Genomic DNA, 23,533 nt, shown 5'->3' with positions numbered 1-23,533 from the left:
GCCCAGCCGGTCAGGGCGAGTGGGCCGGGGCGTGGCAGCTCACTCCCCCGTCCGGTATCCACCCCTGCCGTTCCAGCACCGCAGACACGTCCGGCGCCCGGTAGTGCTCCCCCTTGAGGACCTTGCCGTCGGCGCGGCGCGCGACGCTGCCGTCGGGGCCCAGCTTGGTCATGTTGGAGCGGTGGATCTCCGCGATGACCGCGTCCAGGTCGATGCCGTGCACGAGGGCCGTGCCGTACGCCACGTAGACGACGTCGGCCAGCTCGTGCGCCAGTCTGTCCAGCGGGCCGCTCACCGAGACCTCGGCGACCTCCGCGGCCTCCTCGGCGAGCAGCTCACCGCGGTGGGCGGCCAGCCGGGGAGAGACCTCGGTCGGCGTGGCAGGGGCGTCCAGGCCGAAGGCGAGGTGGAACTGGCGGACCAGGTCGGCGGGCGATGAGCTCATACGGCGACTCTAGCGATCGCCACTGACAGTCACCCTGCCCTGCGGCCGGGCCGGCCGCCCTGGTCACCATCGTGTCCCGGCTGGCAGGATCGCCCGCATGTCGAGAGTGTTCCGCCGGGTCAGCAGGCGCCGGGCCCTGCAGGGCGCGGCCGCCGGGTTCGTCGTGGTCGGCCTGCTGCTGTGGTGGCTGCTGCCCCTGGGCGAGGCCCCGCCGAGCGGAACGATCACCTTGAGCACCGGGACCAAGGCCGGTGTGTACCAGGACTACGGCCAGCGGCTGCGCAAGGCGTTCCGCCAGGACATGCCGGGCCTCACGGTGGAGCTGCAGACGAGCGACGGCTCCCAGGAGAACGTCAAGCGGGTGGCGACCGGTGGGGCCGACTTCACCATCGCCGCGGCCGACGCGGTGGAGACGTACATACTCGGCCACCAGCCCGGTGCCGACCGCTTGCGCGGGGTCGCCCGGCTCTACGACGACTATGTGCAGCTGGTCGTCCCGCGCGACTCGGACATCCGCTCGGTCGCGGACCTGCGCGGCAAGCGGGTCGCCATAGGGCCGACCCGCTCGGGTGTGCGACTGATCGCCGACCGGGTCCTCACGGCGGCCGGCATCGATCCGGGGAAGGACATCACGCCCAGCTCCTACGGCATCGCGGACGGGCCCGAGCGGCTGAAGGCGGGCAAGCTCGACGCCTTCTTCTGGTCGGGCGGGCTGCCGACGGAGGGCCTGGCGAAGCTCGCCGACTCCTTCACCTTCCGGTTCGTGCCCATCGGCGCGGATCTCGTCGCCAAGCTGCACGCGCAGGGCGGCGCCACCCGCTACTACCGGTCGACCAACATGCCGGAGTCGGCCTACCCCAGCATCCAGAACGGTCTCGCCGTGCCGACGATCGCGGTCGCCAACCTGCTGATGACGCGCGAGGACATCAGTCCCCGGCTCACCGAGTGGGTGACCCGCACCGTGATCAAGAGCCGTGACGAGATCGGCGCCCATGTCCACTCCGCCCAGCTCGTCGACCTGCGCACAGCGATCTACACCGACCCGCTGCCCCTGCAGGAGGGCGCCCGGCGCTACTACCGGTCGGTGAAGCCGTAGGGCGGGCGGTGAGCCTACGGCAGCCGACAACATCCCGCGCGGAGTCGGCGGCGGCCCGCGAGGCCGGATCCGCCGCCAGTCCGCCGGCTAGGGCGTCGGCGACCTCGGCACCGACACCGTGACCGTCAGTCCGTGCGGCTCGTGATGGCCGTAGGAGAGGGTGCCGCCGCCCGCCGCGAGGAGGGTGCGCGAGATGGACAGACCGAGGCCGGAGCCCTTGATGTTCTGGTGGCGGCCGCTGCGCCAGAAGCGGTCGCCGACGCGGGCGAGCTCCTCGTCGGTCAGGCCGGGGCCGCTGTCGCTGACGACGACCGTCGAGGTGGCGCCGTCGGCCACGACCGTCACCTCCACGCACTGGTCCTCCGGCGTGAACTTGACCGCGTTGTCGATCACCGCGTCCAGGGCGCTGGAGAGGGTGACGGGGTCGGCCCAGGCGGTGGTCGGCGGGCAGTCGGCCACCAGCCGGACCCCCTTGGCCTCGGCGGTCGGGGTCCAGGCGGCGACACGCTCGGCGGTCAGCGCGCCGATGTCGGTGACCCGGAGGTCGGCCTCGGTGTGCTCGGCCAGGGCGAGGTCGAGCAGGTCGTCGAGGACCTCGGCGAGGCGCTTGCCCTCGGTACGGACGGATGCGATCTCCTCGTTGTCCTCCGGAAGTTCGAGCGCGAGCAGTTCGATCCGCAGCAGCAGCGCCGACAGGGGGTTGCGCAGCTGGTGCGAGGCGTCGGCGACGAAGGCGCGCTGCTGCTCGAGCACGTCCTCGACGTTGTCCGCCATCTCGTTGAACGCCTGGGACAGGCGCCGTAGTTCCGGCGGCCCGCCGGCCGCGGCGACCCGGGACTTCAGCCGGCCGCTGGCGATCGCGTGAGCGGTGGTGTCGAGGACACGAACCGGCCTGAGCACCCACCCCGTCAGCCGGAGGGCGGCACCGACCGCCAGCAGCATCGCGGCGATCTCACCGAGCCCGACGACGAGCCAGCCGTGCAGGATCCGCGAACGCATCGGTCCGGTCGGCGAGTCGGTGACGACGACCGCGACGACGTCGCCGTCCCGGATCACCGGCGAGGCGACGACGAGACGGTTGCGCTGCCAGGGCCACACCTGCTTCGGGTCGTGGCTGCGGCGACTGAGCTTGGCCTCGTCGAACGCCTCGCGCACCTCGCCCTCGCGGGGCAGGAAGAAGGTCGACGGCGCCATGGCCATGGGGATGTCGGTACGGCAGAACACCCCGGCACGGATGCCGTAGACGCCGTAGTAGCTGGTGAGTTCGCTGCTGAGGGTGGAGAGCCGCTCGTCCGTGGAGGTGGCCGTGGAACTGCAGGCGTCGGTGACGAACTGGGCGAGCGCGGCGAAGCGCGCGGTGTCGTCGATCCGGTCGACGACCACCTTCTGCTGCTGGGCCGCCGCCACGCTCACGGCGAGCGGGATGCCGAGGGCGAGCAGCACGGCCGCCATCAGGACGATCAGCAGCGGGAGGAGTCGGGTACGCACCCGTGCACGTTACGAGGCCGGGGCGACGAGCCGGTAGCCGACGCCGCGTACGGTCTCGATCAGGGCCGGCATGCGCAGCTTGGCGCGCAGGGAGGCGACATGCACCTCCAGGGTGCGTCCGGTCCCCTCCCAACTGGTGCGCCACACCTCGCTGATGATCTGCTCCCGGCGGAAGACCACCCCGGGACGCTGTGCGAGCAGGGCGAGCAGATCGAACTCCTTGCGGGTCAGCTGGACGACCGAACCGTCCACGCTGACCTGGCGGGTGGGCAGTTCGATGAGCACCGGGCCCAGGCGCAGCGCGCTCTCGCCACCGGCCTCGGCGTCCTCGTGGGCGGTGCGCCGGCTGACCGCGTGGATGCGGGCGAGCAGCTCACCGGTGTCGTACGGCTTGACCACGTAGTCGTCGGCGCCCAGGTTGAGGCCGTGGATGCGGGAGCGGACGTCGGAGCGGGCCGTGACCATGATGACCGGGGTGCTGGTGCGCTTGCGGATCTTGCCGCAGACCTCGTAGCCGTCCTGGTCGGGCAGGCCGAGGTCGAGCAGGACGACACCGAAGCCGGCGCCTTCCGGAACGAGTGCCTGGAGGGCCTCCTCGCCGCTGCGCGCGTGCGTGACGTCGAAACCATGCCGTGCCAGAACCGCTGAGAGAGCGGCGGCGACATGGTTGTCGTCCTCGACGAGGAGCAGTCTCATCCGGGCCTCCTTCGGTTCATCGGCCGTACCAACAGGATGGGTAGAAACGCGTCCACGCGCGCGTGCACCAAGGCAGTCACGCTGATGGACGAGGACGGCGTCAAGCCGGTTCCGGTTGCGCGCCGGTTCCGTTACCCGGCCGATACGGGTTGCGCTCGCAAGTGCCACAACACGTGTCCGATTGCTATCGGATCGTGATGCTCAGATCTCCCTCAGATGTAATGACGCTGGTCGCGGCCCGTCATTACTGTCCTCCGAAACCGAGGAGGACGGAGCCCGATAGCGATGACCGAAGTATCGGTGGCCAAGAACGATGTGGTCCCAACCGGCGAGCTGGTCGTTCTGAAGAGTGTCAACAAGCACTTCGGCGCGTTGCATGTACTCCAGGACATCGACCTGACGATCGCCCGCGGCGAGGTCGTCGTGGTCATCGGGCCCTCCGGGTCCGGCAAGTCGACCCTGTGCCGCACCATCAACCGCCTGGAGACCGTCGATTCGGGCACGATCACCATCGACGGCAAGCCGCTGCCCCAGGAGGGCAGGGAGCTGGCCCGGCTGCGGGCCGACGTCGGAATGGTCTTCCAGTCCTTCAACCTCTTCGCGCACAAGACCGTGCTCGAGAACGTGATGCTGGGCCAGATCAAGGTCCGCAAAGCCGACAAGAAGCAGGCCGAGGAGCAGGCGCGCACGCTCCTGGACCGCGTGGGCGTGGGCACGCAGGCCGACAAGTACCCCGCGCAGCTCTCCGGCGGTCAGCAGCAGCGTGTAGCGATCGCGCGGGCGCTGGCCATGGGACCCAAGGTCATGCTCTTCGACGAACCGACCTCGGCGCTCGACCCGGAGATGATCAACGAGGTCCTCGAGGTCATGCAGCAGCTGGCCCGCGACGGCATGACCATGATCGTCGTCACCCACGAGATGGGCTTCGCGCGATCGGCCGCGAACCGCGTGGTGTTCATGGCCGACGGCCGGATCGTCGAAGAGGCCACGCCCGAGCAGTTCTTCAGCAACCCGCGCAGCGACCGTGCCAAGGACTTCCTCTCCAAGATCCTGCACCACTGACGCTCCGCCCCGTTCCGCCCGCGACGGCCCCCATCTCTTCACCAGCCAAAGGATGTTCATGATGAAGCTCCGCAAGGTCACCGCCGCCTCGGCCGCCGTCCTCGCCCTCGCCGTGGCCGCCACGGCGTGCGGGTCCAGCGACAGCGACGACAGTGGTTCCTCCGGTGGCGGCAAGAAGATCAAGGTCGGCATCAAGTACGACCAGCCCGGTCTCGGCCTGAAGGAGCCGAGCGGTTCCTTCTCCGGTTTCGACGTGGACGTGGCGACGTACGTGGCGGGCAAGCTCGGCTACAAGCCCAGCCAGATCGAGTTCGTCGAGACCAAGAGCGCCGACCGTGAGAACGCGCTGGCCCGTGGTGACGTGAAGTTCATCGTGGCCTCGTACTCGATCAACGACGAGCGCAAGCAGAAGGTCGACTTCGCCGGCCCGTACTTCCTGGCCCACCAGGACCTGCTGGTGAAGTCGGGCTCGGACATCTCCAAGGGCACGGACCTCAACGGCAAGCGGCTGTGTTCCGTGACCGGCTCGACCTCCGCGCAGAACGTCCAGAAGACGATCGCCCCGAAGGCCCAGCTCAAGGAGTTGAGCGGCTACTCGGAGTGCATCGCGGGCCTGCAGAGCGGCGCCGTCGACGCGGTGACCACCGACGACTCGATCCTCGCGGGCTACGCCTCGCAGGACAAGTACAAGGGCCAGTTCCAGCTCGCCGGGCTGAAGCTCAGCAACGAGAACTACGGCATCGGCGTGAAGAAGGGCGACAGCGCGACCCTCGACAAGATCAACAAGGCGCTGGAGACGATGGTCAGCGACGGCACCTGGAAGACGGACGTCGAGAAGAACTTCGGCCCGTCCAACTACAAGTACGAGCCGGCGCCGAAGATCGGCCAGATCGTCAAGTAAGGCAGGCAGACCCAGCCACGCAGGGTTCCTCGGGCGTGCCGCCGCCCACCGCGATCACGGCGGCGGCCCGCCCGAGCTGGGGCCTGGCCCTCCTCGTACGCCACACACCCGGAAGCGCGGGAGATCGTGTTCGACTTTCTTCAAGGTTATGACGTTTTGGGGGCGTTCTGGATGACGGTGAAACTCACCGTCCTCTCCGCCCTCGGCTCCCTGGTCTGGGGCACTCTGCTGGCCGCGATGCGGGTCAGCCCGGTCCCGCTCATGCGCGGGTTCGGCACCGTCTACGTCAACATCGTCCGCAACATCCCCCTGACGGTCATCATCGTCTTCACCTCGCTCGGTCTGGCCGACATCTTCGGCATGACCCTGGGCGCGGCCGACGACTTCAAGGCGCAGGGCTTCCGGCTCGCGATCCTCGGTCTCGTCGCCTACCACGCGGCCTTCGTCTGCGAGGCGCTGCGGTCCGGCATCAACACGGTGCCCCTGGGACAGGCCGAGGCGGCCCGGGCGATCGGGCTGAGCTTCAGCCAGACACTCCGGCTCGTCGTGCTGCCGCAGGCGTTCCGCTCGGTCATCGGCCCGCTGGCCAACGTACTGATCGCGTTGACCAAGAACACCACGGTGGCGGCCGCGATCGGCGTCGCCGAGGCCGCGTACCTGATGAAGACGATGATCGAGAACGAGGCACAGACGCTGCTCATCGGCGCGGTCTTCGCCTTCGGCTTCGTGGTACTGACCCTGCCCACCGGCCTCTTCCTGGGCTGGCTGGGCAAGCGACTGGCGGTGAAGCGATGAGTTCCGTCCTCTACGACACTCCCGGCCCGAACGCCAAGCGGCGCAACGTCCTCCTCTCGGTGGTCTTCGTCGTCCTGTTCGCCCTCGCCCTGTGGTGGGTGTGGCAGAAGATGGACGACAAGGGCCAGCTGAAGTGGTCCCTGTGGCAGCCGTTCACCACCTCCGAGGCGTGGACGACGTATCTGCTGCCGGGTCTCGGCGACACCCTGAAGGCCGCCGCCCTGTCCATGGTCATCGCGCTGCCCCTGGGCGCGTTCTTCGGCATCTCCCGGATGTCGGACCACCGGTGGGTGCGGGTGCCGGCAAGCGTCGTGGTCGAGTTCTTCCGCTCGATCCCGGTGCTGCTGCTGATGCTGTTCGCGAACGAGTTCTACGCCCGCTCGACGGGCGTCTCCACCGAGGAGCGGCCGCTGTACGCGGTCGTCACCGGTCTGGTGCTCTACAACGCCTCGGTCCTCGCCGAGGTCGTCCGCGCCGGCATCCTCGCGCTGCCCAGGGGGCAGACGGAGGCCGCGTACGCGATCGGTCTGCGCAAGGGCCAGACGATGACCAGCATCCTGCTGCCGCAGGCGGTCACGGCCATGCTGCCGGCCATCGTCAGCCAGCTGGTGGTCATCGTGAAGGACACCGCGCTGGGCGGTGTGATGATCGGCTACACCGAGTTGCTCAACTCGCGCAGCACACTGGCCGCCAACTACGCCAACGTCATCCCCAGTTTCATCGTGGTGGCGATCATCTTCATCGTCGTCAACTTCATCCTCACCAGCTTCGCGAGCTGGCTCGAGGGCAGGCTGCGCCGCAGCAAGCGCGGCACGGGCGCGGTGCTCACCGAGGACACGGTGGAGGTCAACCCGGCCGCGGTGGGCGGTGGCTTCGGGACCGGTGCGGGTGGCGCCTCGGTATGATCTGATGACCAGTCACCTCGTATGACCCGTACGGAGGCAGTGGCATGATCGCCACTGCCTCCGTCACTTGACGCAAACAACGACAATGGGTTGCATACGTTCTGTGATCGTGCACCCTGCTCAAACTTCCTGTTCACATACGTCCCTCGGGACACCGCCGCGGGCAGGGGGCGCCACGCCGTGGACCCGGTGATCATCGTCGGAGCGGGGCCCGTGGGGCTCACGCTCGCCCTGGCGCTGGCGCGTCAGGAAGTGCCCTCCCTCGTGCTCGACGAGGGTCCCGGCAAGGACGAACCGCGCCCCGCGCGCACGGTGGTCCTGCGCGAGGACACCGCCGCCCTGATGGAGCGGCTGACGGGGCTGCCGGTGGAGCGGGCCGGGGCGCGTTGGGCCGGATGGCGGTCCTTGCGCCGCAAGCAGGTGATGCGCGAGATCACCTTCGACGACGAGGCCGACCCCTCCCCCCTGCACATCGCCCAGCACGTCCTGACCGGCGCCCTGCGGCAGGCCCTGGCGGGCGAGCGGCTCGTCAGGATCGCCACGGACAGCCGCCTGGACACCATCGAGCAGGAGCCCTCCGGCGTCACCGCCCACACCCGCGGCCCCAAGGGCACATGGTGGCGCGGCAGTTACCTGGTCGGCTGCGACGGCACCCGCTCGACGGTCCGCAAGCTCCAGGACATCCGCTTCCCGGGCCGTACCGCGGTGGAGCGACACGCCGTGGCCGCGCTGCGTACGGAACTTCCGTGGGAGGGCCAGGCGTTGCTCCATCGGATGCCGCCGTGGCGGACGTCCGGTCCTTCGGCGGGGGAGGTCACCGGGCGCCCGCTGCCGGACGGGGTGTGGCGCCTCGACTGGTTGCTGCCGCCGGGCAAGGACCTGGTCACACCCGAGCTGCTGCTGGCCCGCATCCGGGAGACCCTGGCCGGCTGGACCGGTGGCTCCACACCGCCGTACGACCTCCTCGACACCGGAGTCCACACCGTCCACCACCGTCTCGCCCGCCGGTGGCGGGTCGGCCGGGTCTTCCTCGCCGGTGACGCGGCACACCTGCTCGGCGCGCTCGGCACCCAGGGACTCGACGAGGGGCTCAGGGACGCCGACAACCTGGCCTGGAAGCTGGCCCTGGCCTGGCACCACGGTCCGCACGAGGCGCTGCTCGACAGCTACCAGGCCGAGCGGCGCGGCGCGGTCGCCGCCCGGCTGCGCGCCGCCGACCAGGTCCTGCCGCTGCTGCGCGGCGGCGGAGGGCTGCGCGCGTACGTCCCCGGCTCGGCCCGGGGGCACGACGCGCTGCTCGCCGACGGCCACCTGGGGCGCGGTGCACTCGGCACGCCGGGGGCGTACGCCGCCTCACCGCTCGCGCCCCGGCACCTGGAGGGCGAGGTCCCGGTCGACACGGCGCCCGGCGCCCCCGTCGCCGACGTCCGGGTGACCGCGGAGGACGGCTCCTTCGTACGGCTGCGCGACCGGCTCGGACGCGGCGCGCTGCTCGTCGTCCTGGTCGCGCCGGGCACCGGCGTGTGGGACCGCAAGCACTGGGTCACCGCGGGTGTGATGCCCCGGCTGGCGGCCGCGGTGGCCGCGCTCCCGTACACGGCCGAGCTGCTGGTCGCCGAGAGCTATCCGGGCGCCGCCGCACACACCGTCCTGCTCGTCCGCCCCGACGGCCACCTGGTCACGGCCCTGAGCGGCGTACGCCCGGCCGACCTGTACGCGGCGGCGGAGGCGACGCTGGGGGGACCGGCGAAGACGGGGGCGGGGGCCGAGACGGGCGCGGGGGCCGAGGCCGGGGCCGGGGCGCGCTGAGGCTGCTGGGCGGCCCCACCGAAGCAGTCATACCTATGAATGTCGTACTCACTGTCACTGTGCGGTCCACATAGTGACAGTGAGTTGACCCGTCCGCACCGTCATGGTGTACTCCGGATCGTGACCGACACCTGTGTGCGCCTGTGGCGGAGGGTCCATATGGACCTCGTCCGCTATGCGGGCTGCGTGTGTCGTCCGTCCTGCTGAATTCGCATCTTTCTCCCTCCGCGCGCGCCGCCGTGCTGCCGCGCGCTCTCGCGAACGCTCTTCAGGACGGTGCCCCTTGTCTGTCTCGCCCTCTGCCTCCGCGCCTACGGCGGTTTCCGCCCCGACGCAGGCCGACCTCCTCGACTTCGTGCGGCGCACGGCCGCCGACGCCGAGCTGATCGCCTCGCTCCCGCTGGACCCCGAGGGCCGCACCTGGGTGCGCCTGGAGGGGCCCGGCGGCAGTGAGGCCTGGCTGATCGGCTGGCCGCCCGGCACGGGGACCGGCTGGCACGACCACGCGGAGTCCGTCGGCGCCTTTGTGACGGCGGCCGGCGAGCTCAAGGAGAACTCGCTCGCCGCACGGCTGCCCGCCGACGGCTGGCGGACCCTCGAACTCACCGACGGAGTGGACCGGGAACGGCGGTTGCCCGCCGGCAAGGGCCGCGCCTTCGGCCGCCACCACGTCCACGAGGTGCTCAACGAGTCCGGCGACGAGCACGCGATCTCCGTCCACGCCTACTACCCGCCCCTGCCGCAGATCCGCCGCTACAGCCGCGTGGGCCAGGTGCTGCGGCTGGAACACGTCGAGCGGCCGGAGGACTGGCAGTGAGCGGCGGGGCGGGCGAAGAACCCCAACAGCCCCTCGGCATCGACGAGTTGCTGGAGCGGGTACGCGAGGGCTACGCGCGCATCGGGCCCGAGGAGGCGTACGACGCCTCCCTCGTCGGCGAGGCGCTGCTCGTCGACATCCGGTACGCGGCCCTGCGCGACCGGGACGGCCTGATCCCCGGCGCCCTGGTCGTCGAGCGCAACGAGCTGGAGTGGCGGCTCGACCCACGCGGCAGCCACCGTGTCCCCGCGGCCACGAGCCATGACCTGCGGGTCGTGGTGATCTGCAACGAGGGCTACGCATCCAGCCTCGCGGCCGCGTCCCTGCACCAGCTGGGCCTGCACCGCGCCACCGACCTGGTCGGTGGCTTCCAGGCGTGGAGGGCGGTGGGCCTGCCGGTGACGTCGTAGCGGCAGCAGCGGGGCCGCCCTCGCCCTCGGCCCCTCCGTTCAGATCCCCTCCGCACGGTCCCCGTCCGTGCACACCCCGTCCGTGCGGACCGCGTCGCTCAGAATCCCTCGTCCCCGAGTGACTCCGTGTCCTCCCCCTCCTCCTCCAGCGCCTGTCGGACCACCCGCAGGGCCATGCCCTCGGAGTAGCCCTTGCGGGCGAGCATGCCGGCGAGACGGCGGAGTCGCTTGTCGCGGTCGAGGCCGCGCGTGGCGCGCAGCTTGCGGGCGACGAGCTCGCGTGCGGTCTCCTCCTCCTGCTCGGAGTCGAGCCGGCCGACGGCCGCGTCGATCAGTGTGGAGTCGACGCCCTTGGTCCGCAGCTCCTGCGCCAGGGCTCTGCGGGCGAGCCCCCGGCCGTGATGCCGGGATTCCACCCAGGCGTCCGCGAACGCGCTGTCGTCGATCAGTCCGACCTCCTCGAACCGCGACAGCACCTCCTCGGCCGCCTCGTCCGGGATCTCCCGCTTGCGCAGGGCGTCCGCGAGCTGCTTGCGCGTGCGCGGGGTCCCGGTGAGCAGGCGCAGACAGATCGCCCGCGCCCGCTCCACCGGGTCCGCCGGAGCCTCCTCCTGCTCGGCCCTCGACGAGAAGGAGGAACCCCCGTCCTCACCGAACGGCTCTCCGCCGCGCCGCTGCCGACGCCCACGGGAGCCGCCCGCACCACGGGCCCGGTCACCACGGCGACGCGAGCCACCACCGGCCGAGGCAGAGTCGCTCACAGAGTGGGCCGAACCGTCACCCGACCACACCCCGCCACCCGACTCGTCGCCGTACGGCTGGTCGGCATACGACTGGTCGCCGCCGTACGCCCCGCCGCCGCGCCGCGGTACCCCGGCGCCGTAGGAACCGCCGTCCTCGTACGACACCCTCGTGCCGTACGAGCCCCCCGCACCCGTGCCGTGCGGCTCCCCGCGGCCGTCTCCCCCGTCCGCGCCGCGCATGGTGCCGTCCCCGTGGTGCTGACCGCCGTGAACACTGCCTCCCGGCCCGGCAGATCCCCCGTCGCCTGTCCTGTCGCCCCGCTCGCGCGGAGTGTCGGGGTAGGCGTACTCGGCCCAGTCGGTTCGCCGTGTCACCGGGTCAGCTCTTGGCCGCCGGTGCCTTGGCCTTCGCCTTGGCCGCCGGTGCGGGCACCGTCTTCGCGGTGTCGTCCGGAGCGGCGGTGACGGCGGCGGCGTCCGCGCCCGGCTCGGCGGTGGGCTCCTCCGGCCGCACACCCACGCCCAGCTTCTCCTTGATCTTCTTCTCGATCTCGTTGGCCAGGTCGGGGTTGTCCTTGAGGAAGTTGCGCGCGTTCTCCTTGCCCTGGCCGAGCTGGTCGCCCTCGTACGTGTACCAGGCGCCGGCCTTGCGGACGAAGCCGTTCTCCACGCCCATGTCGATCAGACCGCCCTCGCGGCTGATGCCCTGGCCGTAGAGGATGTCGAACTCGGCCTGCTTGAAGGGCGGCGCGACCTTGTTCTTGACGACCTTGACGCGGGTGCGGTTGCCGACCGCGTCCGTGCCGTCCTTCAGGGTCTCGATGCGACGGATGTCGAGTCGCACCGAGGCGTAGAACTTCAGCGCGCGGCCACCGGTCGTGGTCTCCGGGGAGCCGAACATCACGCCGATCTTCTCGCGGAGCTGGTTGATGAAGATGGCGGTGGTCTTGGACTGGTTGAGCGCGCTGGTGATCTTCCGCAGGGCCTGGCTCATGAGGCGGGCCTGCAGACCGACGTGGCTGTCGCCCATCTCGCCCTCGATCTCCGCGCGCGGGACGAGCGCGGCGACGGAGTCGATGACGATGAGGTCGAGGGCGCCGGAGCGGACCAGCATGTCCACGATCTCCAGGGCCTGCTCGCCGTTGTCCGGCTGGGAGAGGATCAGGTTGTCGATGTCGACGCCGAGCTTCTTCGCGTACTCGGGGTCCAGGGCGTGCTCGGCGTCCACGAACGCGACCTGGCCTCCGGCCTTCTGCGCGTTCGCCACCGCGTGCAGGGTCAGGGTCGTCTTGCCGGAGGACTCGGGTCCGTAGACCTCGACGACACGGCCGCGCGGCAGGCCGCCGACGCCGAGGGCCACGTCGAGCGCGGTCGACCCGGTCGGGATGACCTCGATGGGCTCCATCGACCGGTCACCCATGCGCATGACCGCGCCCTTGCCGAATTGCCGTTCAATCTGTGCGAGTGCGGCATCCAGGGCCTTCTCGCGGTCGGTTCCTGCCATGGGTTCCACCCGATTTGCTTGAGTCGATCGCTTCACGTCAAAGACGCTAACGCCTGCCACTGACAATGCGCCCCGACGCCCGTCCGGCCTGTGGATAACTCGGGTACTTCTCCATCAAAAACGTGCCGAATCACCCGTGGAGAGCTTCACCGGAGCCTCCATAAGAATGGATGTTCGATTTTCGTGTCAAGCGCACCACGCGGCACCTCCGAGACTGGCTCCGCGGTCCGGCAGTGGGCTACTTCCTCCGGCGTACGGCGGGTGTCTCCGGCGGGACGACGACCGGACGGAGCACTCCCGCGAGGCTGACCGCATGCAGACGCGGACCGAGAAGAGCACCCAGGACAACACCGGGACACGTCCGGTGGAACGCCTCTGCCACGCCACCGGCCTCCTCCTCATCCTCTCCGGCCTGCTGCACCTGGTGGTGTTCGCCGTCGACGGCGGCCCCTGGTACGGCCCCGTCTCCTGGCGCAAGCCCGTGACGTTCGGCCTGTCCTTCGGGGTGACGTTGATCGCGGTCACCTGGGTGACGTCGTATCTGCGCGTCGGATCGCGTCCGCGCACCGTGCTGCTCGCCGTGTTCGCCGCCGACTGTGTCGTGGAGGTCGGCGGCATCACCCTTCAGGCATGGCGCCGGGCGCCCTCGCATCTCGACATGGAGACGCCCTTCGACACCGCGGTGTCGATGACCCTCGCCGTGGGCGGCGGTGTTCTCGTGGTGCTGCTCACCGTGTTCGCGCTCGCCTCGTTCCGGCACCCGCCCACAGGTCCTGCGGGGATGGCGCTCGCGGTGCGGTCCGGGTTCGCGATCCTGCTGGTCGCGCTCGCTTCGGGCGCCGCGATGATCGCGCGCGGGGTGGTGCTCGCCCGTACCGGCCACCAGGAGGTGGCGTACCACTCGACGGCTCCACTCAAGCCGCTGCACGGGGTCAGCCTGCACGCCGTGCTGGTGCTGCCCGCGCTGGCCCTGCTGCTGTCCCGCACATCCTGGAGCGAACCGGTCCGGCGACGCGTCGTGGCCACGGCGACCGGCTGCTACGTCGCCGCCGTCATCGGTGCCGGGGTGTGGGCGGTCCTCACGTACTGAGCCGGCCGGGCGCCTGTCGGCCCGGCCCCGAACCCCGTGGCGGTCCTCAGGACACGCTGTCCCCGGGCTCGCCCTCCTGGGGCACCGCCGCTCCCGGCCGCCGCCCCCACAGCCCCCTCGCGCGCGTGAAGAGGCCCGGCCCCGCCCCGCCGCCCCGGTGACCGTGGACGCGGGGGTCGTCCGTGACCGCGTACCGCTTCACATACGCCCCCAGGAACGCCTGCAGCGTGGCGACCGCCGGGATGGCGATCAACGCGCCGACCGCACCGAGGAGCGCGGTGCCGGCGATGACCGAACCGAAGGCGACGGCGGGGTGGATGTCGACGGTCCTCGCGGTCAACTTGGGCTGCAGCATGTAGTTCTCGAACTGCTGGTAGACCACCACGAAGACGAGCACCCACAGCGCGTACCAGGGATCGACGGTGAACGCGATCAACATGGGCAGCGCGCCCGCCAGATATGTGCCGATGGTCGGGATGAACTGCGAGACCAGGCCCACCCACACACCGAGCACGGGCGCGTACGGGACCCCCAGGATCTGCAGCAATATGTAGTGCGCGATACCGGAGATGAGCGCCATCAGACCGCGCGAGTAGATGTATCCGCCGGTCTTGTCGACGGCGATCTCCCATGCGCGCAGCACCTCGGCCTGCCGGGCGGGCGGCAGTACGGAGCAGATCGCGCGGCGCAGGCGGGGGCCGTCGGCGGCGAAGTAGAACGAGAACAGGGCGATCGTCAGCAACTGGAAGAGACCGCCGAGGACCTGGGCGGACACGTCCAGGACGCCGGTGGCGCTGTGCTGCACGTAGTTGCGCAGCCAGTCGGAGCGGAGCAGCCCCTCCTGGACGTCCACCCGCTTCAGGTCGGTGTGGAAGTGCGTGTTGATCCAGTTGATGACGGAGTCGAGATAGTCCGGGAAGTCCTCGACGATCTTGATGATCTGGCCCGCCAGCATCGACCCGAGCAGGGTGACGAAGCCCGCGGAAAGGATCATGACGGCGAGGAAGACGAGACCGGCGGCCAGCCCCCTGCGCATACCGCGCGAGGCCATCCAGCTCACCGCGGGCTCGATGGCGAGGGCCAGGAAGAACGCGATGAGGATGTTGATCAGCAGGCCGGTGAGCTGGTGGAACGCCCAGGTGCCCAGCTGGAAGGTGGCGTAGAGGGCGAGCACGAGCACCACGGCGCGCGGCAGCCAGCGCGGCATGCGGGCGCTCGACACGGCGTCGGCCGGGGGTCGGTCGGGAGGCGTCGTGCCGAACGGGGATGCCTGCTGGGCCTCGGGCCCGGTCTCGTCAGTGGGTGACACGGACCAAGTCTCGCGCACTTGTCCGACTGCCAGCTGCCGTCCTGCGATCTTCGTGCGCGATCAGTGCTTCTCCCCCGGAACGTTCATGACCGTGCAGACCACCCGCCACACGTCCTTCGCGTCCCAGCCGGAGTCCAGCGCCTCGTGCACCGTGCGCCCGCCGAGCTCCGTCATCACGTGGTCGCGCGCGAAGGTGTCGGCGTACCCGGAACCGAAGTGATCCGCCATCCGCTGCCAGAAGACCGTCAACCGCATGCCTCCAGTATCCCGCCCCTGGGGGTGGGCCTTGGCCGGGACCGCTTGCCGAGACCGCTTTCCGCCCTACGGTCTGTCGCATGTCCGAAACAGGAGCTTCTCCACTCCCCGTCCCGCCCACGGCGCGCTCCCCGCTCTTCCGCGCCGAGCACTTCGTCTGGCTCACCGCGCGCGTGCTGGAACAGCGCCTCTTCGCGCACCACTTCCTGAACGGGGGCGCCGACCCGGTGGAGACCGCGCTGGACGCCTACCGCAACGAGGACGGCGGCTACGGCCACGCCCTGGAGCCCGATCTGCGCGGCCCGGTCAGCCAGCCGCTGCACACCGGGCACGCGCTGCGTGTCCTGGACTCCATCGGGCGCTGCGGCGGACAGCGCGTGGAGCGCGTGTGCCGCTATCTGACCTCCGTCTCCACGGCGGACGGCGCGCTGCCGGCGATCCATCCCAGCCAGCGCGGCTACCCCGCGGCCCCGTTCATGCCGATCGTGGACGACCCACCGAGCGAACTCCTGGCCACCGGACCTGTGGTGGGCCTGCTGCACCGCAACGAGGTGTGGCACGCCTGGCTGTTCCGCGCCACCGACTTCTGCTGGCACGCGGTCGAGTCCCTGGAGAAGTCCCACCCCTACGAGATCGAGGCCGCGGTGGCCTTCCTGGACTCCGCGCCGGACCGCCCGCGCGCGGAGGCGGCCGCCGACCGTCTCGGCCGCCTGGTGCGCGACCACCGGCTCGCGGCACTGGACCCGGACGACCTCGCCGCGTACCCGGTCGCGCCCGGCTACGCCCCCGGGGAGCACCACTTCCCGCACGACTACGCGAGGACGCCGAGCTCCCTCGCGCGCGCGTGGTTCACCGACGAGGAGATGGAACGCTCCCTGGACTTCCTGGCCGCCGCGCAGCAGGAGGACGGCGGCTGGCCGGTCCGCTGGCGCCAGTGGGCGCCCGGTACCGCTCTGGAGGCACGCCCCATGGTGACGATCGAGGCGCTGCGCACCCTCAGGGCGCACGGCCGCCCCATCGGGTGACCGGGGCGCCCTCAGCCGCCGATGGCCCGCACGCCCGCGGTCACCACCACGGCGGCCGCCACCACGAGCAGGAAGGGCGCGCGAAGCACCAGCGCGACGGCGGCCGCGGCGACGCCCGCCACGCGCGCGTCGAGCACGAGCGCGTGCCCGTCGGCGAAGGTCTGCTGAGCGGTGAGGGCGGCCAGCAGAGCCACCGGCAGCAGCGCGGCCAGCCGCCTGACGAGCGGCCGCTCCAGGGTGCCGGCGGGAACGAGCAGACCGGCGAGCTTGACCGCGTAGCACCCGAGGGCGGTCACCCCGATCGCGAGCCAGGTGTTCACCGGTTCTCCCCTGCCGTGTCGTCGGACGAGGAACGGCCGCCACGGGCGCGCCGGCCCTCGAGGAACAGGACGGCCGGCGCCGCCAGCGCGGCGACCAGGACGGGCACCCCGGCCGGGAGGACGGGCAGCAGCCCGAGCCCCAGCAGGACGGCGAGCCCGGCGACGGCCCGCTCGGTGGTGGTCTTCAGCATCGGTGCGAGCAGCGCCAGGAAGACGGCGGGCCCGGCGGCGTCCAGCCCCCATGCGTCCGTGTCGCCGATGGCCCTGGCGCCGAGGGCGCCGAGCAGCGTGGTGAGGTTCCACAGCACGTACAGGCTGAGTCCGGTGACGGCGAAGCCGATCCGAGCGGCCCGCCGTGTGGGCTGCGGGAGCGCGACCGCGGTCGTCTCGTCGATCACCCACTGCGCGGCGAACGGCCGCAGCACGCGCGGCAGGGCCAGCAACTGCGACAGACGCAGCCCGTAGAACGCGTTGCGCACCCCCAGGAAGAACGCGCCGGCGGCCGCCGTGAGCGGGTTGCCTCCGGCCGCGAGCGCGCCGACGAGCGCGAACTGGGAGGCACCGGTGAACACCAGGAGGCTGAGGGCGCAGGTCTGCGGCAGGGTGAGCCCGTTGCCGGCCGAGGTCACCCCGAAGGCGAACCCGGACAGTCCTACGGCGACCCCGACCCCGAGCGCGTCCCGTACGACCGCGGCGTCCGTCTTTCCACCACCGGCACCGGTGTCCGCGAGAGCTGTTTGTTCTGCCACGTCCCGGACGCTACGACCGCGGCGGCCGGGCGTCTTGTACGTTCTTGCGCTCTCGCTGGTAGGCGCCCGGAGGCACGCCGACGATCCGGGCGAAGTGCCGGTTCAGATGCGGCTGATCGGTGAACCCCACCGCGACGGCCGCCTCCGCCGGGGCGATCCCGCCGTCCAGAAGCCGTCGCGCCCGCCGTACCCGGGCGTCCGTCAGCCAGGCGTGCGGCGGCATCCCGTAGGTGTCGCGGAAGGCCCGCAGCAGCGCGAACGGGCTGGTCCCGAGATCACCCGCCAGCGTCTCCAGCGTGGGCGGCTCGGCCATCCGCTCCTCCAGCACGGCACGCGCGCGTGCGGCGACCCGGGCCCCCGCGGTCCGTGCGGGCCGCTGCGGCAGCGGCCCGCCGTTGAGCCGCAGGAGCCTTGTCACAACGACCCGCAGCAAGGTGTCGGCGGCCAGCGCGTTCCCCTCGTCGGCGGCACGCAGCACCTGATGGACGAGCCCGACGGTGTACGGGTCGTCGAGCACGGGACTGACGAACCCGGGCGTCCCCTTGATGAGCGTGGTCTCGCCCGCGATCTCGGCGACCAGCCCGGGCGACGGGTACACGGCCCCGTACCGCCATCCCTCGGGCACCCCCGCCCGCCCGGTGTGCGGGGTGTCGGGATTGACCAGCGCGAGGGCGCCCGCCCCCGCGTACTGATCAGCTCCACGATGGTGAAAGACCTCGACCCCGTCGGCGATCGCGGCGATCACGAAGTTCTCGTGGGTGTGCCGGACGAACTGCTTGCGCACGTACCGGGCGCGCAGCAGATCGACGCCCGGCAACTCGGCGTACCGCCAGTGCCGCGCCGCTTCCCTGCCCGAAGCCGCCATGTCCCCATTCTCCGACAGTCCGACAACCCGCGTCGGGCCCCGGCGCGCGCCCGGCCCCCGGCCGGGCTCCCGGTGGCGAACCCGCAGGTCAGGTTGATTGTCAGTGGTCGGGTGCAGGATGGACGCATGGTCAGCTCCGCACGCCGAGCCCTGGACGGCTTCTCCCCCGCGACCCGCGGCTGGTTCACGGGGGCCTTCTCCGCGCCCACCGCAGCCCAGGCGGGTGCGTGGAACGCCATCAGAGAGGGCTCGGACGTGCTGGTGGTCGCCCCCACCGGCTCAGGCAAGACGCTGGCCGCCTTCCTCGCCGCCCTCGACCAGCTCGCCTCCACGCCCCCGCCGGCCGACCCCCGCAAGCGCTGCCGCGTCCTGTACGTCTCCCCGCTCAAGGCCCTCGCGGTGGACGTGGAGCGCAACCTCCGCAGCCCTCTGACCGGTATCCGCCAGGAGTCCGTCCGCCTGGGCCTGCCCGAGCCCGAGGTGAAGGTCGGCATCCGCTCCGGCGACACCCCGGCCGCCGAGCGCCGCGCGCTGTCCACCCGCCCGCCGGACATCCTGATCACCACCCCGGAGTCCCTGTTCCTGATGCTGACGTCGTCGACCCGCGACGCGCTGACCGGCATCGAGACGGTGATCCTCGACGAGGTGCACGCGGTGGCCGGCACCAAGCGCGGCGCCCACCTCGCGCTCTCCCTGGAGCGGCTGGACGAGCTCCTGCCCAAGCCGGCCCGCCGCATCGGTCTCTCGGCCACCGTCCGCCCGGTCGACGAGATCGCCCGCTATCTCTCGCCGCAGCGCAAGGTGGAGACCGTCCAGCCGAAGTCGGGCAAGGAGTTCGACCTCTCGGTGGTCGTCCCGGTCGAGGACCTCGGCGAGCTGGGCGGCTCCCCGGTGGCCGACGGCTCCGAGGGCACGGAACGCCCCTCGATCTGGCCGCATGTCGAGGAGCGGATCACCGACCTCGTCCAGGCCCACCGCTCCACGATCGTGTTCGCCAACTCCCGCCGCCTGGCGGAGCGCCTGTGCAACAGGCTCAACGAGATCGCGTACGAGCGGGCCACCGGTGAGCCCCTGGAGGAGCACCACGCCCCGGCCGAGCTCATGGGCGGCTCGGGCGCGGCCCAGGGCGCCCCGCCCGTCATCGCCCGCGCCCACCACGGCTCGGTCTCCAAGGAACAGCGTGCCCTGGTCGAGGAGGACCTCAAGGCCGGCCGACTCCCCGCCGTGGTGGCGACGTCCAGCCTGGAGCTCGGCATCGACATGGGCGCGGTCGACCTGGTCGTCCAGGTCGAGTCACCCCCTTCCGTGGCGTCCGGTCTCCAGCGTGTGGGCCGCGCGGGCCACCAGGTCGGCGCGGTCAGCACCGGCGTGGTCTTCCCGAAGTACCGCGGCGACCTCGTGCAGGCCGCGGTGGTCACCGAGCGGATGCGCACCGGCTCCATCGAGTCCCTGAAGGTGCCGGCCAACCCCCTGGACGTCCTGGCCCAGCAGCTCGTCGCCATGACCGCGCTGGACACCTGGCAGGTCGACGACCTGCTCGCCACGGTCCGCCGGGCCGCCCCCTTCGCGTCCCTCCCCGAGTCGGCGTTCACCGCCGTCCTGGACATGCTCGCCGGCCGCTACCCGTCCGACGCCTTCGCCGAACTGCGCCCGCGCGTGGTGTGGGACCGCGTCGCCGGCACGGTCACCGGCCGCCCCGGCGCCCAGCGCCTCGCCGTCACCTCCGGGGGCACCATCCCGGACCGCGGCCTCTTCGGCGTCTTCCTCGCCGGAGCCGACCCCAAGAAGGGCGGCGGCAGGGTCGGCGAGCTGGACGAGGAGATGGTCTACGAGTCCAGGGTCGGCGACGTCTTCACCCTCGGCACCAGCTCCTGGCGCATCGAGGACATCACCCGCGACCGCGTCCTGGTCTCCCCCGCCCCGGGCGTGCCGGGGCGACTGCCGTTCTGGAAGGGCGACCAGCTCGGCCGCCCGCTCGAACTGGGCCGCGCGGTCGGCCAGTTCCTGCGCGAGGTCGGCTCGCTCCCCAAGGAGGACGCCCGGCTGCGTCTCCTGGCGGCGGGCCTGGACGCCTGGGCGGCGGACAACGTCCTGTCGTACCTGGACGAGCAGCGCGAGGCCTGCGGCCACATCCCGGACGACCGCACGATCGTCGTGGAGCGCTTCCGCGACGAGCTGGGCGACTGGCGGGTCGTCGTCCACTCCCCCTTCGGCGCCCAGGTGCACGCCCCGTGGGCGCTCGCCCTCGGCGCCAAGCTCTCCGAGCGCTACGGCATGGACGCGCAGGTGATGCACGCCGACGACGGCATCGTCCTGCGCCTGCCCGACGCCGACCTGATGGGCCTGGACCTGCTCGACCAGGAACCCAGGAAGGCGGGCACGGAGTATGACGCCGAGCAGGCGCCGGTCGGCGCGGCGGACGTCGTCTTCGACAAGGGCGAGGTCGACCAGATCGTCACCGACCAGGTGGGCGGCTCGGCCCTGTTCGCCTCCCGCTTCCGCGAGTGCGCCGCCCGCGCGCTGCTGCTGCCCAAGCGCAACCCGGGCAAGCGCACCCCGCTGTGGCAGCAGCGCCAGCGGGCCGCCCAACTGCTCGAGGTGGCGAGCGAGTTCGGCTCGTTCCCGATCGTCCTGGAGGCAGTCCGCGAGTGCCTCCAGGACGTCTTCGACGTCCCCGGGCTGACCGAGCTGATGGGCGACCTGGAGTCCCGCAAGGTGCGCCTGGTCGAGGTCACCACCCCCGAGCCCTCCCCCTTCGCCCGCTCCCTCCTCTTCGGGTACGTCGCCCAGTTCCTGTACGAGGGAGACTCCCCGCTCGCCGAGCGGCGCGCCGCGGCCCTGTCCCTGGACTCGCGGCTGCTGGCGGAGCTGCTGGGCCAGGCGGAGCTGCGCGAGCTGCTCGACGCCGAGGTGCTGACCGAACTGGAGCGGGAGCTCCAGTGGCTCACCGAGGACCGGCGGATCAAGGACGCCGAGGGCGTCGCGGACGTACTCCGCCTCCTGGGCCCGCTGACCGACGCCGAGCTGGCCGAGCGGGGCGCCGAACCACAGTGGGCGCCCGAGCTGGCCCGAGCCCGCCGCGTGATCAGGGTGCGGGTGGCCGGTGCCGACCACTGGGCAACGATCGAGGACGCGGGACGCCTGCGCGACGCCCTGGGCACAGCCCTCCCCGTCGGCGTCCCCGAGGCCTTCACGGAGCCGGTGAAGGACCCGCTGGGCGACCTCCTCGCGCGCCATGCCCGCACCCACGGCCCGTTCACGTCGGCCACCGCGGCGGCCCGCTTCGGCCTGGGCGTGGCGGTCACGGAGGGCGCGTTGCAGCGTCTCGCCGCGAACGGCCGTGTCGTACAAGGCGAGTTCCATCCCGCGGGCATCGGCCAGGAGTGGTGCGACGCCACCGTGCTGCGCCGGCTGCGGCGCCGTTCGCTGGCCGCCCTGCGGCACGAGCTGGAGCCGGTGGCACCGGCCGCGCTCGCCCAGTTCCTGCCGCAGTGGCAGCACATCGGCAAGGGCCACGGGCTGCGCGGTCCCGACGGTCTGGTGCGGGCCGTCGAGCAGTTGCAGGGAGCGTCCGTGCCCGCGTCGGCCCTGGAGAAGCTCGTCCTGCCGTCCCGCGTCGCCGGCTACACACCGGCGATGCTCGACGAGCTCACCGCGGCCGGAGAGGTCGTCTGGGCGGGAGCGGGTGCCCTGCCCGGCAAGGACGGCTGGGTCTCCCTGTATCTCGCGGACACGGCGCCCCTGCTTCTGCCCGCACCCCACCCGCTGGAGCTGACGGCCCTGCACGAATCCGTCCTGAGCGCCCTCTCCGGCGGCTACGGCCTGTTCTTCCGCCAGATCACCGACCAGGTCCGTGCCACCACCCACCCGGACGTCACCGACCCCCAACTGGCCGACGCCCTCTGGGACCTGGCCTGGTCCGGACGGCTGACCAACGACACCCTCACACCCATGCGCTCCCTGCTGGGCTCGGGCCGCACCGCGGGCTCCACGGCCCACCGTGCCAAGCGCGCGGTACCACGCGGCCGCTACGGGTCCCTGACCGGTGCCGCCCGTCCCGCCTCCCGCACCGGTCCGCCGACCGTCGCCGGCCGCTGGTCCCTCCTCCCGCCCCGCGAGGCCGACGCCACGGTGCGCGCGCACGCGCTGGCCCGCACCCTCCTCGACCGGCACGGTGTGGTCACCCGGGGCGCCGTCGCCGCGGAGGGCGTCGAGGGCGGCTTCTCGGCGACGTACCGCATCCTGTCCGTCTTCGAGGAGAGCGGCCAGGCCCGGCGCGGATATGTGGTGGAGGGGCTCGGCGCGGCCCAGTTCGCGATGGACGGCGCGGTGGACCGCCTCCGTGCGGTGTCCACCGCGCGGGACCGGGGTGAGGCCCTGCCCCTGCCGTCCGCCGACGGGGCAGCGGGCGGCTTCCCGGCCGACCCGTTCGGCTCGCCCCGCTCCTTCACCGCGCCCGGCGACCACGCCGCGGACTCCGACGCGCCCCATGGCCACGCGGCGCACGACGGCGACTTCTTCGACTGGACCGGCGGCGCCACCGGCGAAGGCACCCACCCGGGCGGCCCCGGCTTCGAAGTCACCGGCTTCGGCGACGAGTTCGGTCTCCCGCCCACCCCGTCGGCGCGCGACGAGTACGTCTCGCCCCGGGACTTCGCCGCCTCCGGCGCGGGCGGCCCCCGCGGCGGCTCCGGATACGGTTCCTACGCCTCGTACGGCTCCGCCTTCCCCAACCGCCGTACCCGCCCCGCACCCGACTCCCGGGCCGTGGTCCTGGCCGCCGCCGATCCGGCGAACGCGTACGGCGCCGCCCTGCCCTGGCCGGAGCCACCGACCGGCGCGGGCCACAAACCGGGCCGTAAGGCCGGCTCCCTGGTGGTCCTCGTCGACGGCGAGCTGACGCTCTACATGGAGCGTGGCGGCAAGACCCTGCTGGCCTGGCCCGCCGACCCGGACGGCGCCGCCACCGACGACGCACGCCTGCGCGCGGCCGCGGAGTCCCTCGCCGCGGCCGCGAAGGCGGGCTCCCTCGGCACGGTCACGGTGGAGCGCGTCAACGGCGCCTCGGCCCTCACCTCCCCCCTCGGCACCCTTCTGGAAGGAGCGGGCTTCATCGCGACCCCCCGCGGCCTGCGGCTGCGGGCCTGAGGAACGCCCCCGCGGGCCTGCGCAGAGGCGCCTCCCACCGGGCGGGGCAGGCCGTCGCCCGCCGGGCGCGCACCGCGTCCCCGCCCCGTGCGTGCCACCCT

At 71.9% G+C, this 23,533-nt stretch carries 22 protein-coding genes; 12 read left to right on the top strand and 10 right to left on the bottom strand.

The features are described 5' to 3' along the window. Window positions 1-10 precede the first annotated feature (10 nt). The gene (locus tag ABZT17_RS20010; RefSeq protein ID WP_356350657.1) at window positions 11-445 is read right to left on the bottom strand and encodes a MazG nucleotide pyrophosphohydrolase domain-containing protein; all 435 of its coding nucleotides are present in this window, start codon (window positions 443-445) and stop codon (window positions 11-13) included. A 97-nt stretch (window positions 446-542) separates the two neighbouring features. Here ABZT17_RS20010 and ABZT17_RS20005 point away from each other — a divergent pair, with 97 nt between their 5' ends. Beyond that, on the top strand, window positions 543-1,541 hold the full coding sequence (locus ABZT17_RS20005; protein WP_356350656.1) for a TAXI family TRAP transporter solute-binding subunit: 999 nt from the start codon (window positions 543-545) through the stop codon (window positions 1,539-1,541). 87 nt (window positions 1,542-1,628) lie between these two features. Here the strand turns inward: ABZT17_RS20005 and ABZT17_RS20000 are convergent, their stop codons facing one another. Next, a complete protein-coding gene (locus ABZT17_RS20000) occupies window positions 1,629-3,029 on the bottom strand; it encodes a HAMP domain-containing sensor histidine kinase (protein ID WP_356350655.1) in 1,401 nt (466 codons plus the stop codon). 9 nt (window positions 3,030-3,038) lie between these two features. Beyond that, entirely contained in the window at window positions 3,039-3,725 is a 687-nt protein-coding gene (locus ABZT17_RS19995) for a response regulator transcription factor (protein ID WP_356350654.1), read from the bottom strand. A gap of 285 nt (window positions 3,726-4,010) precedes the next feature. On the opposite strand from ABZT17_RS19995, the gene ABZT17_RS19990 reads away from it, so the two are divergent. The 8 genes from ABZT17_RS19990 to ABZT17_RS19955 all read left to right on the top strand — a co-directional run bounded on the left by ABZT17_RS19990 (window position 4,011) and on the right by ABZT17_RS19955 (window position 10,424). Continuing rightward, complete coding sequence (locus tag ABZT17_RS19990; RefSeq protein ID WP_356350653.1) at window positions 4,011-4,787, top strand: amino acid ABC transporter ATP-binding protein; 777 nt, start codon at window positions 4,011-4,013, stop codon at window positions 4,785-4,787. 61 nt (window positions 4,788-4,848) lie between these two features. Beyond that, on the top strand, window positions 4,849-5,688 hold the full coding sequence (locus tag ABZT17_RS19985) for a glutamate ABC transporter substrate-binding protein (RefSeq protein WP_356350705.1): 840 nt from the start codon (window positions 4,849-4,851) through the stop codon (window positions 5,686-5,688). Between the two features lie 126 nt (window positions 5,689-5,814). Beyond that, the gene (locus tag ABZT17_RS19980) at window positions 5,815-6,483 is read left to right on the top strand and encodes an amino acid ABC transporter permease (RefSeq protein WP_356350652.1); all 669 of its coding nucleotides are present in this window, start codon (window positions 5,815-5,817) and stop codon (window positions 6,481-6,483) included. Next, window positions 6,480-7,388 carry an amino acid ABC transporter permease gene (locus ABZT17_RS19975; RefSeq protein WP_356350650.1) on the top strand — a complete coding sequence of 303 codons (909 nt, stop codon included), beginning with the start codon at window positions 6,480-6,482 and terminating at the stop codon, window positions 7,386-7,388. The genes ABZT17_RS19980 and ABZT17_RS19975 overlap by 4 nt, the downstream gene beginning before the upstream one ends. Before the next feature lie 180 nt (window positions 7,389-7,568). Continuing rightward, a complete protein-coding gene (locus ABZT17_RS19970; RefSeq protein WP_356350649.1) occupies window positions 7,569-9,197 on the top strand; it encodes an FAD-dependent monooxygenase in 1,629 nt (542 codons plus the stop codon). 39 nt (window positions 9,198-9,236) lie between these two features. Next, a complete protein-coding gene (locus ABZT17_RS19965; RefSeq protein ID WP_356350647.1) occupies window positions 9,237-9,404 on the top strand; it encodes a putative leader peptide in 168 nt (55 codons plus the stop codon). Window positions 9,405-9,480: 76 nt separating this feature from the next. Continuing rightward, window positions 9,481-10,014, top strand: a complete 534-nt coding sequence (locus ABZT17_RS19960; protein ID WP_356350646.1) for a cysteine dioxygenase — start codon at window positions 9,481-9,483, stop codon at window positions 10,012-10,014. Beyond that, window positions 10,011-10,424, top strand: coding sequence for a rhodanese-like domain-containing protein (locus ABZT17_RS19955; RefSeq protein WP_356350644.1), 414 nt, complete (start codon window positions 10,011-10,013; stop codon window positions 10,422-10,424). Before ABZT17_RS19960 ends, ABZT17_RS19955 begins: the two co-directional genes overlap by 4 nt. Window positions 10,425-10,522: 98 nt before the next feature. Here the strand turns inward: ABZT17_RS19955 and recX are convergent, their stop codons facing one another. Continuing rightward, complete coding sequence (recX, locus tag ABZT17_RS19950) at window positions 10,523-11,542, bottom strand: recombination regulator RecX (RefSeq protein WP_356350643.1); 1,020 nt, start codon at window positions 11,540-11,542, stop codon at window positions 10,523-10,525. 4 nt (window positions 11,543-11,546) lie between these two features. Continuing rightward, window positions 11,547-12,671, bottom strand: a complete 1,125-nt coding sequence (gene recA, locus ABZT17_RS19945; protein WP_356350641.1) for a recombinase RecA — start codon at window positions 12,669-12,671, stop codon at window positions 11,547-11,549. Window positions 12,672-12,984: 313 nt separating this feature from the next. Here recA and ABZT17_RS19940 point away from each other — a divergent pair, with 313 nt between their 5' ends. Further along, window positions 12,985-13,761 (top strand): hypothetical protein, encoded by a 777-nt coding sequence (locus ABZT17_RS19940; protein ID WP_356350640.1) that lies wholly within the window; start codon window positions 12,985-12,987, stop codon window positions 13,759-13,761. 46 nt (window positions 13,762-13,807) lie between these two features. On the opposite strand, the gene ABZT17_RS19935 is transcribed toward ABZT17_RS19940, so the two are convergent. Together ABZT17_RS19935 and ABZT17_RS19930 are read right to left on the bottom strand one after the other, a co-directional pair. Next, window positions 13,808-15,070, bottom strand: a complete 1,263-nt coding sequence (locus ABZT17_RS19935; protein WP_356350638.1) for an AI-2E family transporter — start codon at window positions 15,068-15,070, stop codon at window positions 13,808-13,810. 60 nt (window positions 15,071-15,130) lie between these two features. Next, window positions 15,131-15,325, bottom strand: a complete 195-nt coding sequence (locus ABZT17_RS19930; RefSeq protein ID WP_356350636.1) for a DUF3046 domain-containing protein — start codon at window positions 15,323-15,325, stop codon at window positions 15,131-15,133. 80 nt (window positions 15,326-15,405) lie between these two features. Here ABZT17_RS19930 and ABZT17_RS19925 point away from each other — a divergent pair, with 80 nt between their 5' ends. Further along, window positions 15,406-16,350, top strand: a complete 945-nt coding sequence (locus tag ABZT17_RS19925; protein ID WP_356350634.1) for a hypothetical protein — start codon at window positions 15,406-15,408, stop codon at window positions 16,348-16,350. 11 nt (window positions 16,351-16,361) lie between these two features. Here ABZT17_RS19925 and ABZT17_RS19920 read toward each other — a convergent pair whose 3' ends face one another. The 3 genes from ABZT17_RS19920 to ABZT17_RS19910 are packed head-to-tail and all read right to left on the bottom strand — an operon-like array spanning window position 16,362 to window position 18,284. Next, on the bottom strand, window positions 16,362-16,670 hold the full coding sequence (locus tag ABZT17_RS19920; protein ID WP_356350633.1) for an AzlD domain-containing protein: 309 nt from the start codon (window positions 16,668-16,670) through the stop codon (window positions 16,362-16,364). Next, a complete protein-coding gene (locus ABZT17_RS19915; RefSeq protein WP_356350632.1) occupies window positions 16,667-17,419 on the bottom strand; it encodes an AzlC family ABC transporter permease in 753 nt (250 codons plus the stop codon). The genes ABZT17_RS19920 and ABZT17_RS19915 overlap by 4 nt, the downstream gene beginning before the upstream one ends. Before the next feature lie 10 nt (window positions 17,420-17,429). Next, a complete protein-coding gene (locus tag ABZT17_RS19910; protein WP_356350630.1) occupies window positions 17,430-18,284 on the bottom strand; it encodes an AraC family transcriptional regulator in 855 nt (284 codons plus the stop codon). Window positions 18,285-18,410: 126 nt separating this feature from the next. Between ABZT17_RS19910 and ABZT17_RS19905 the strand changes: the two genes are divergently transcribed. Beyond that, the gene (locus ABZT17_RS19905; RefSeq protein ID WP_356350628.1) at window positions 18,411-23,432 is read left to right on the top strand and encodes an ATP-dependent helicase; all 5,022 of its coding nucleotides are present in this window, start codon (window positions 18,411-18,413) and stop codon (window positions 23,430-23,432) included. The last annotated feature ends 101 nt before the right edge of the window (window positions 23,433-23,533 follow it).

This window comes from Streptomyces sp. NPDC005648 (assembly GCF_040605395.1).
In the GTDB taxonomy this organism is placed as follows: Bacteria; Actinomycetota; Actinomycetes; order Streptomycetales; family Streptomycetaceae; genus Streptomyces.
Note: the sequence above shows the minus strand (reverse complement) of the source record. Positions and strands in the feature narration are given on the sequence as shown.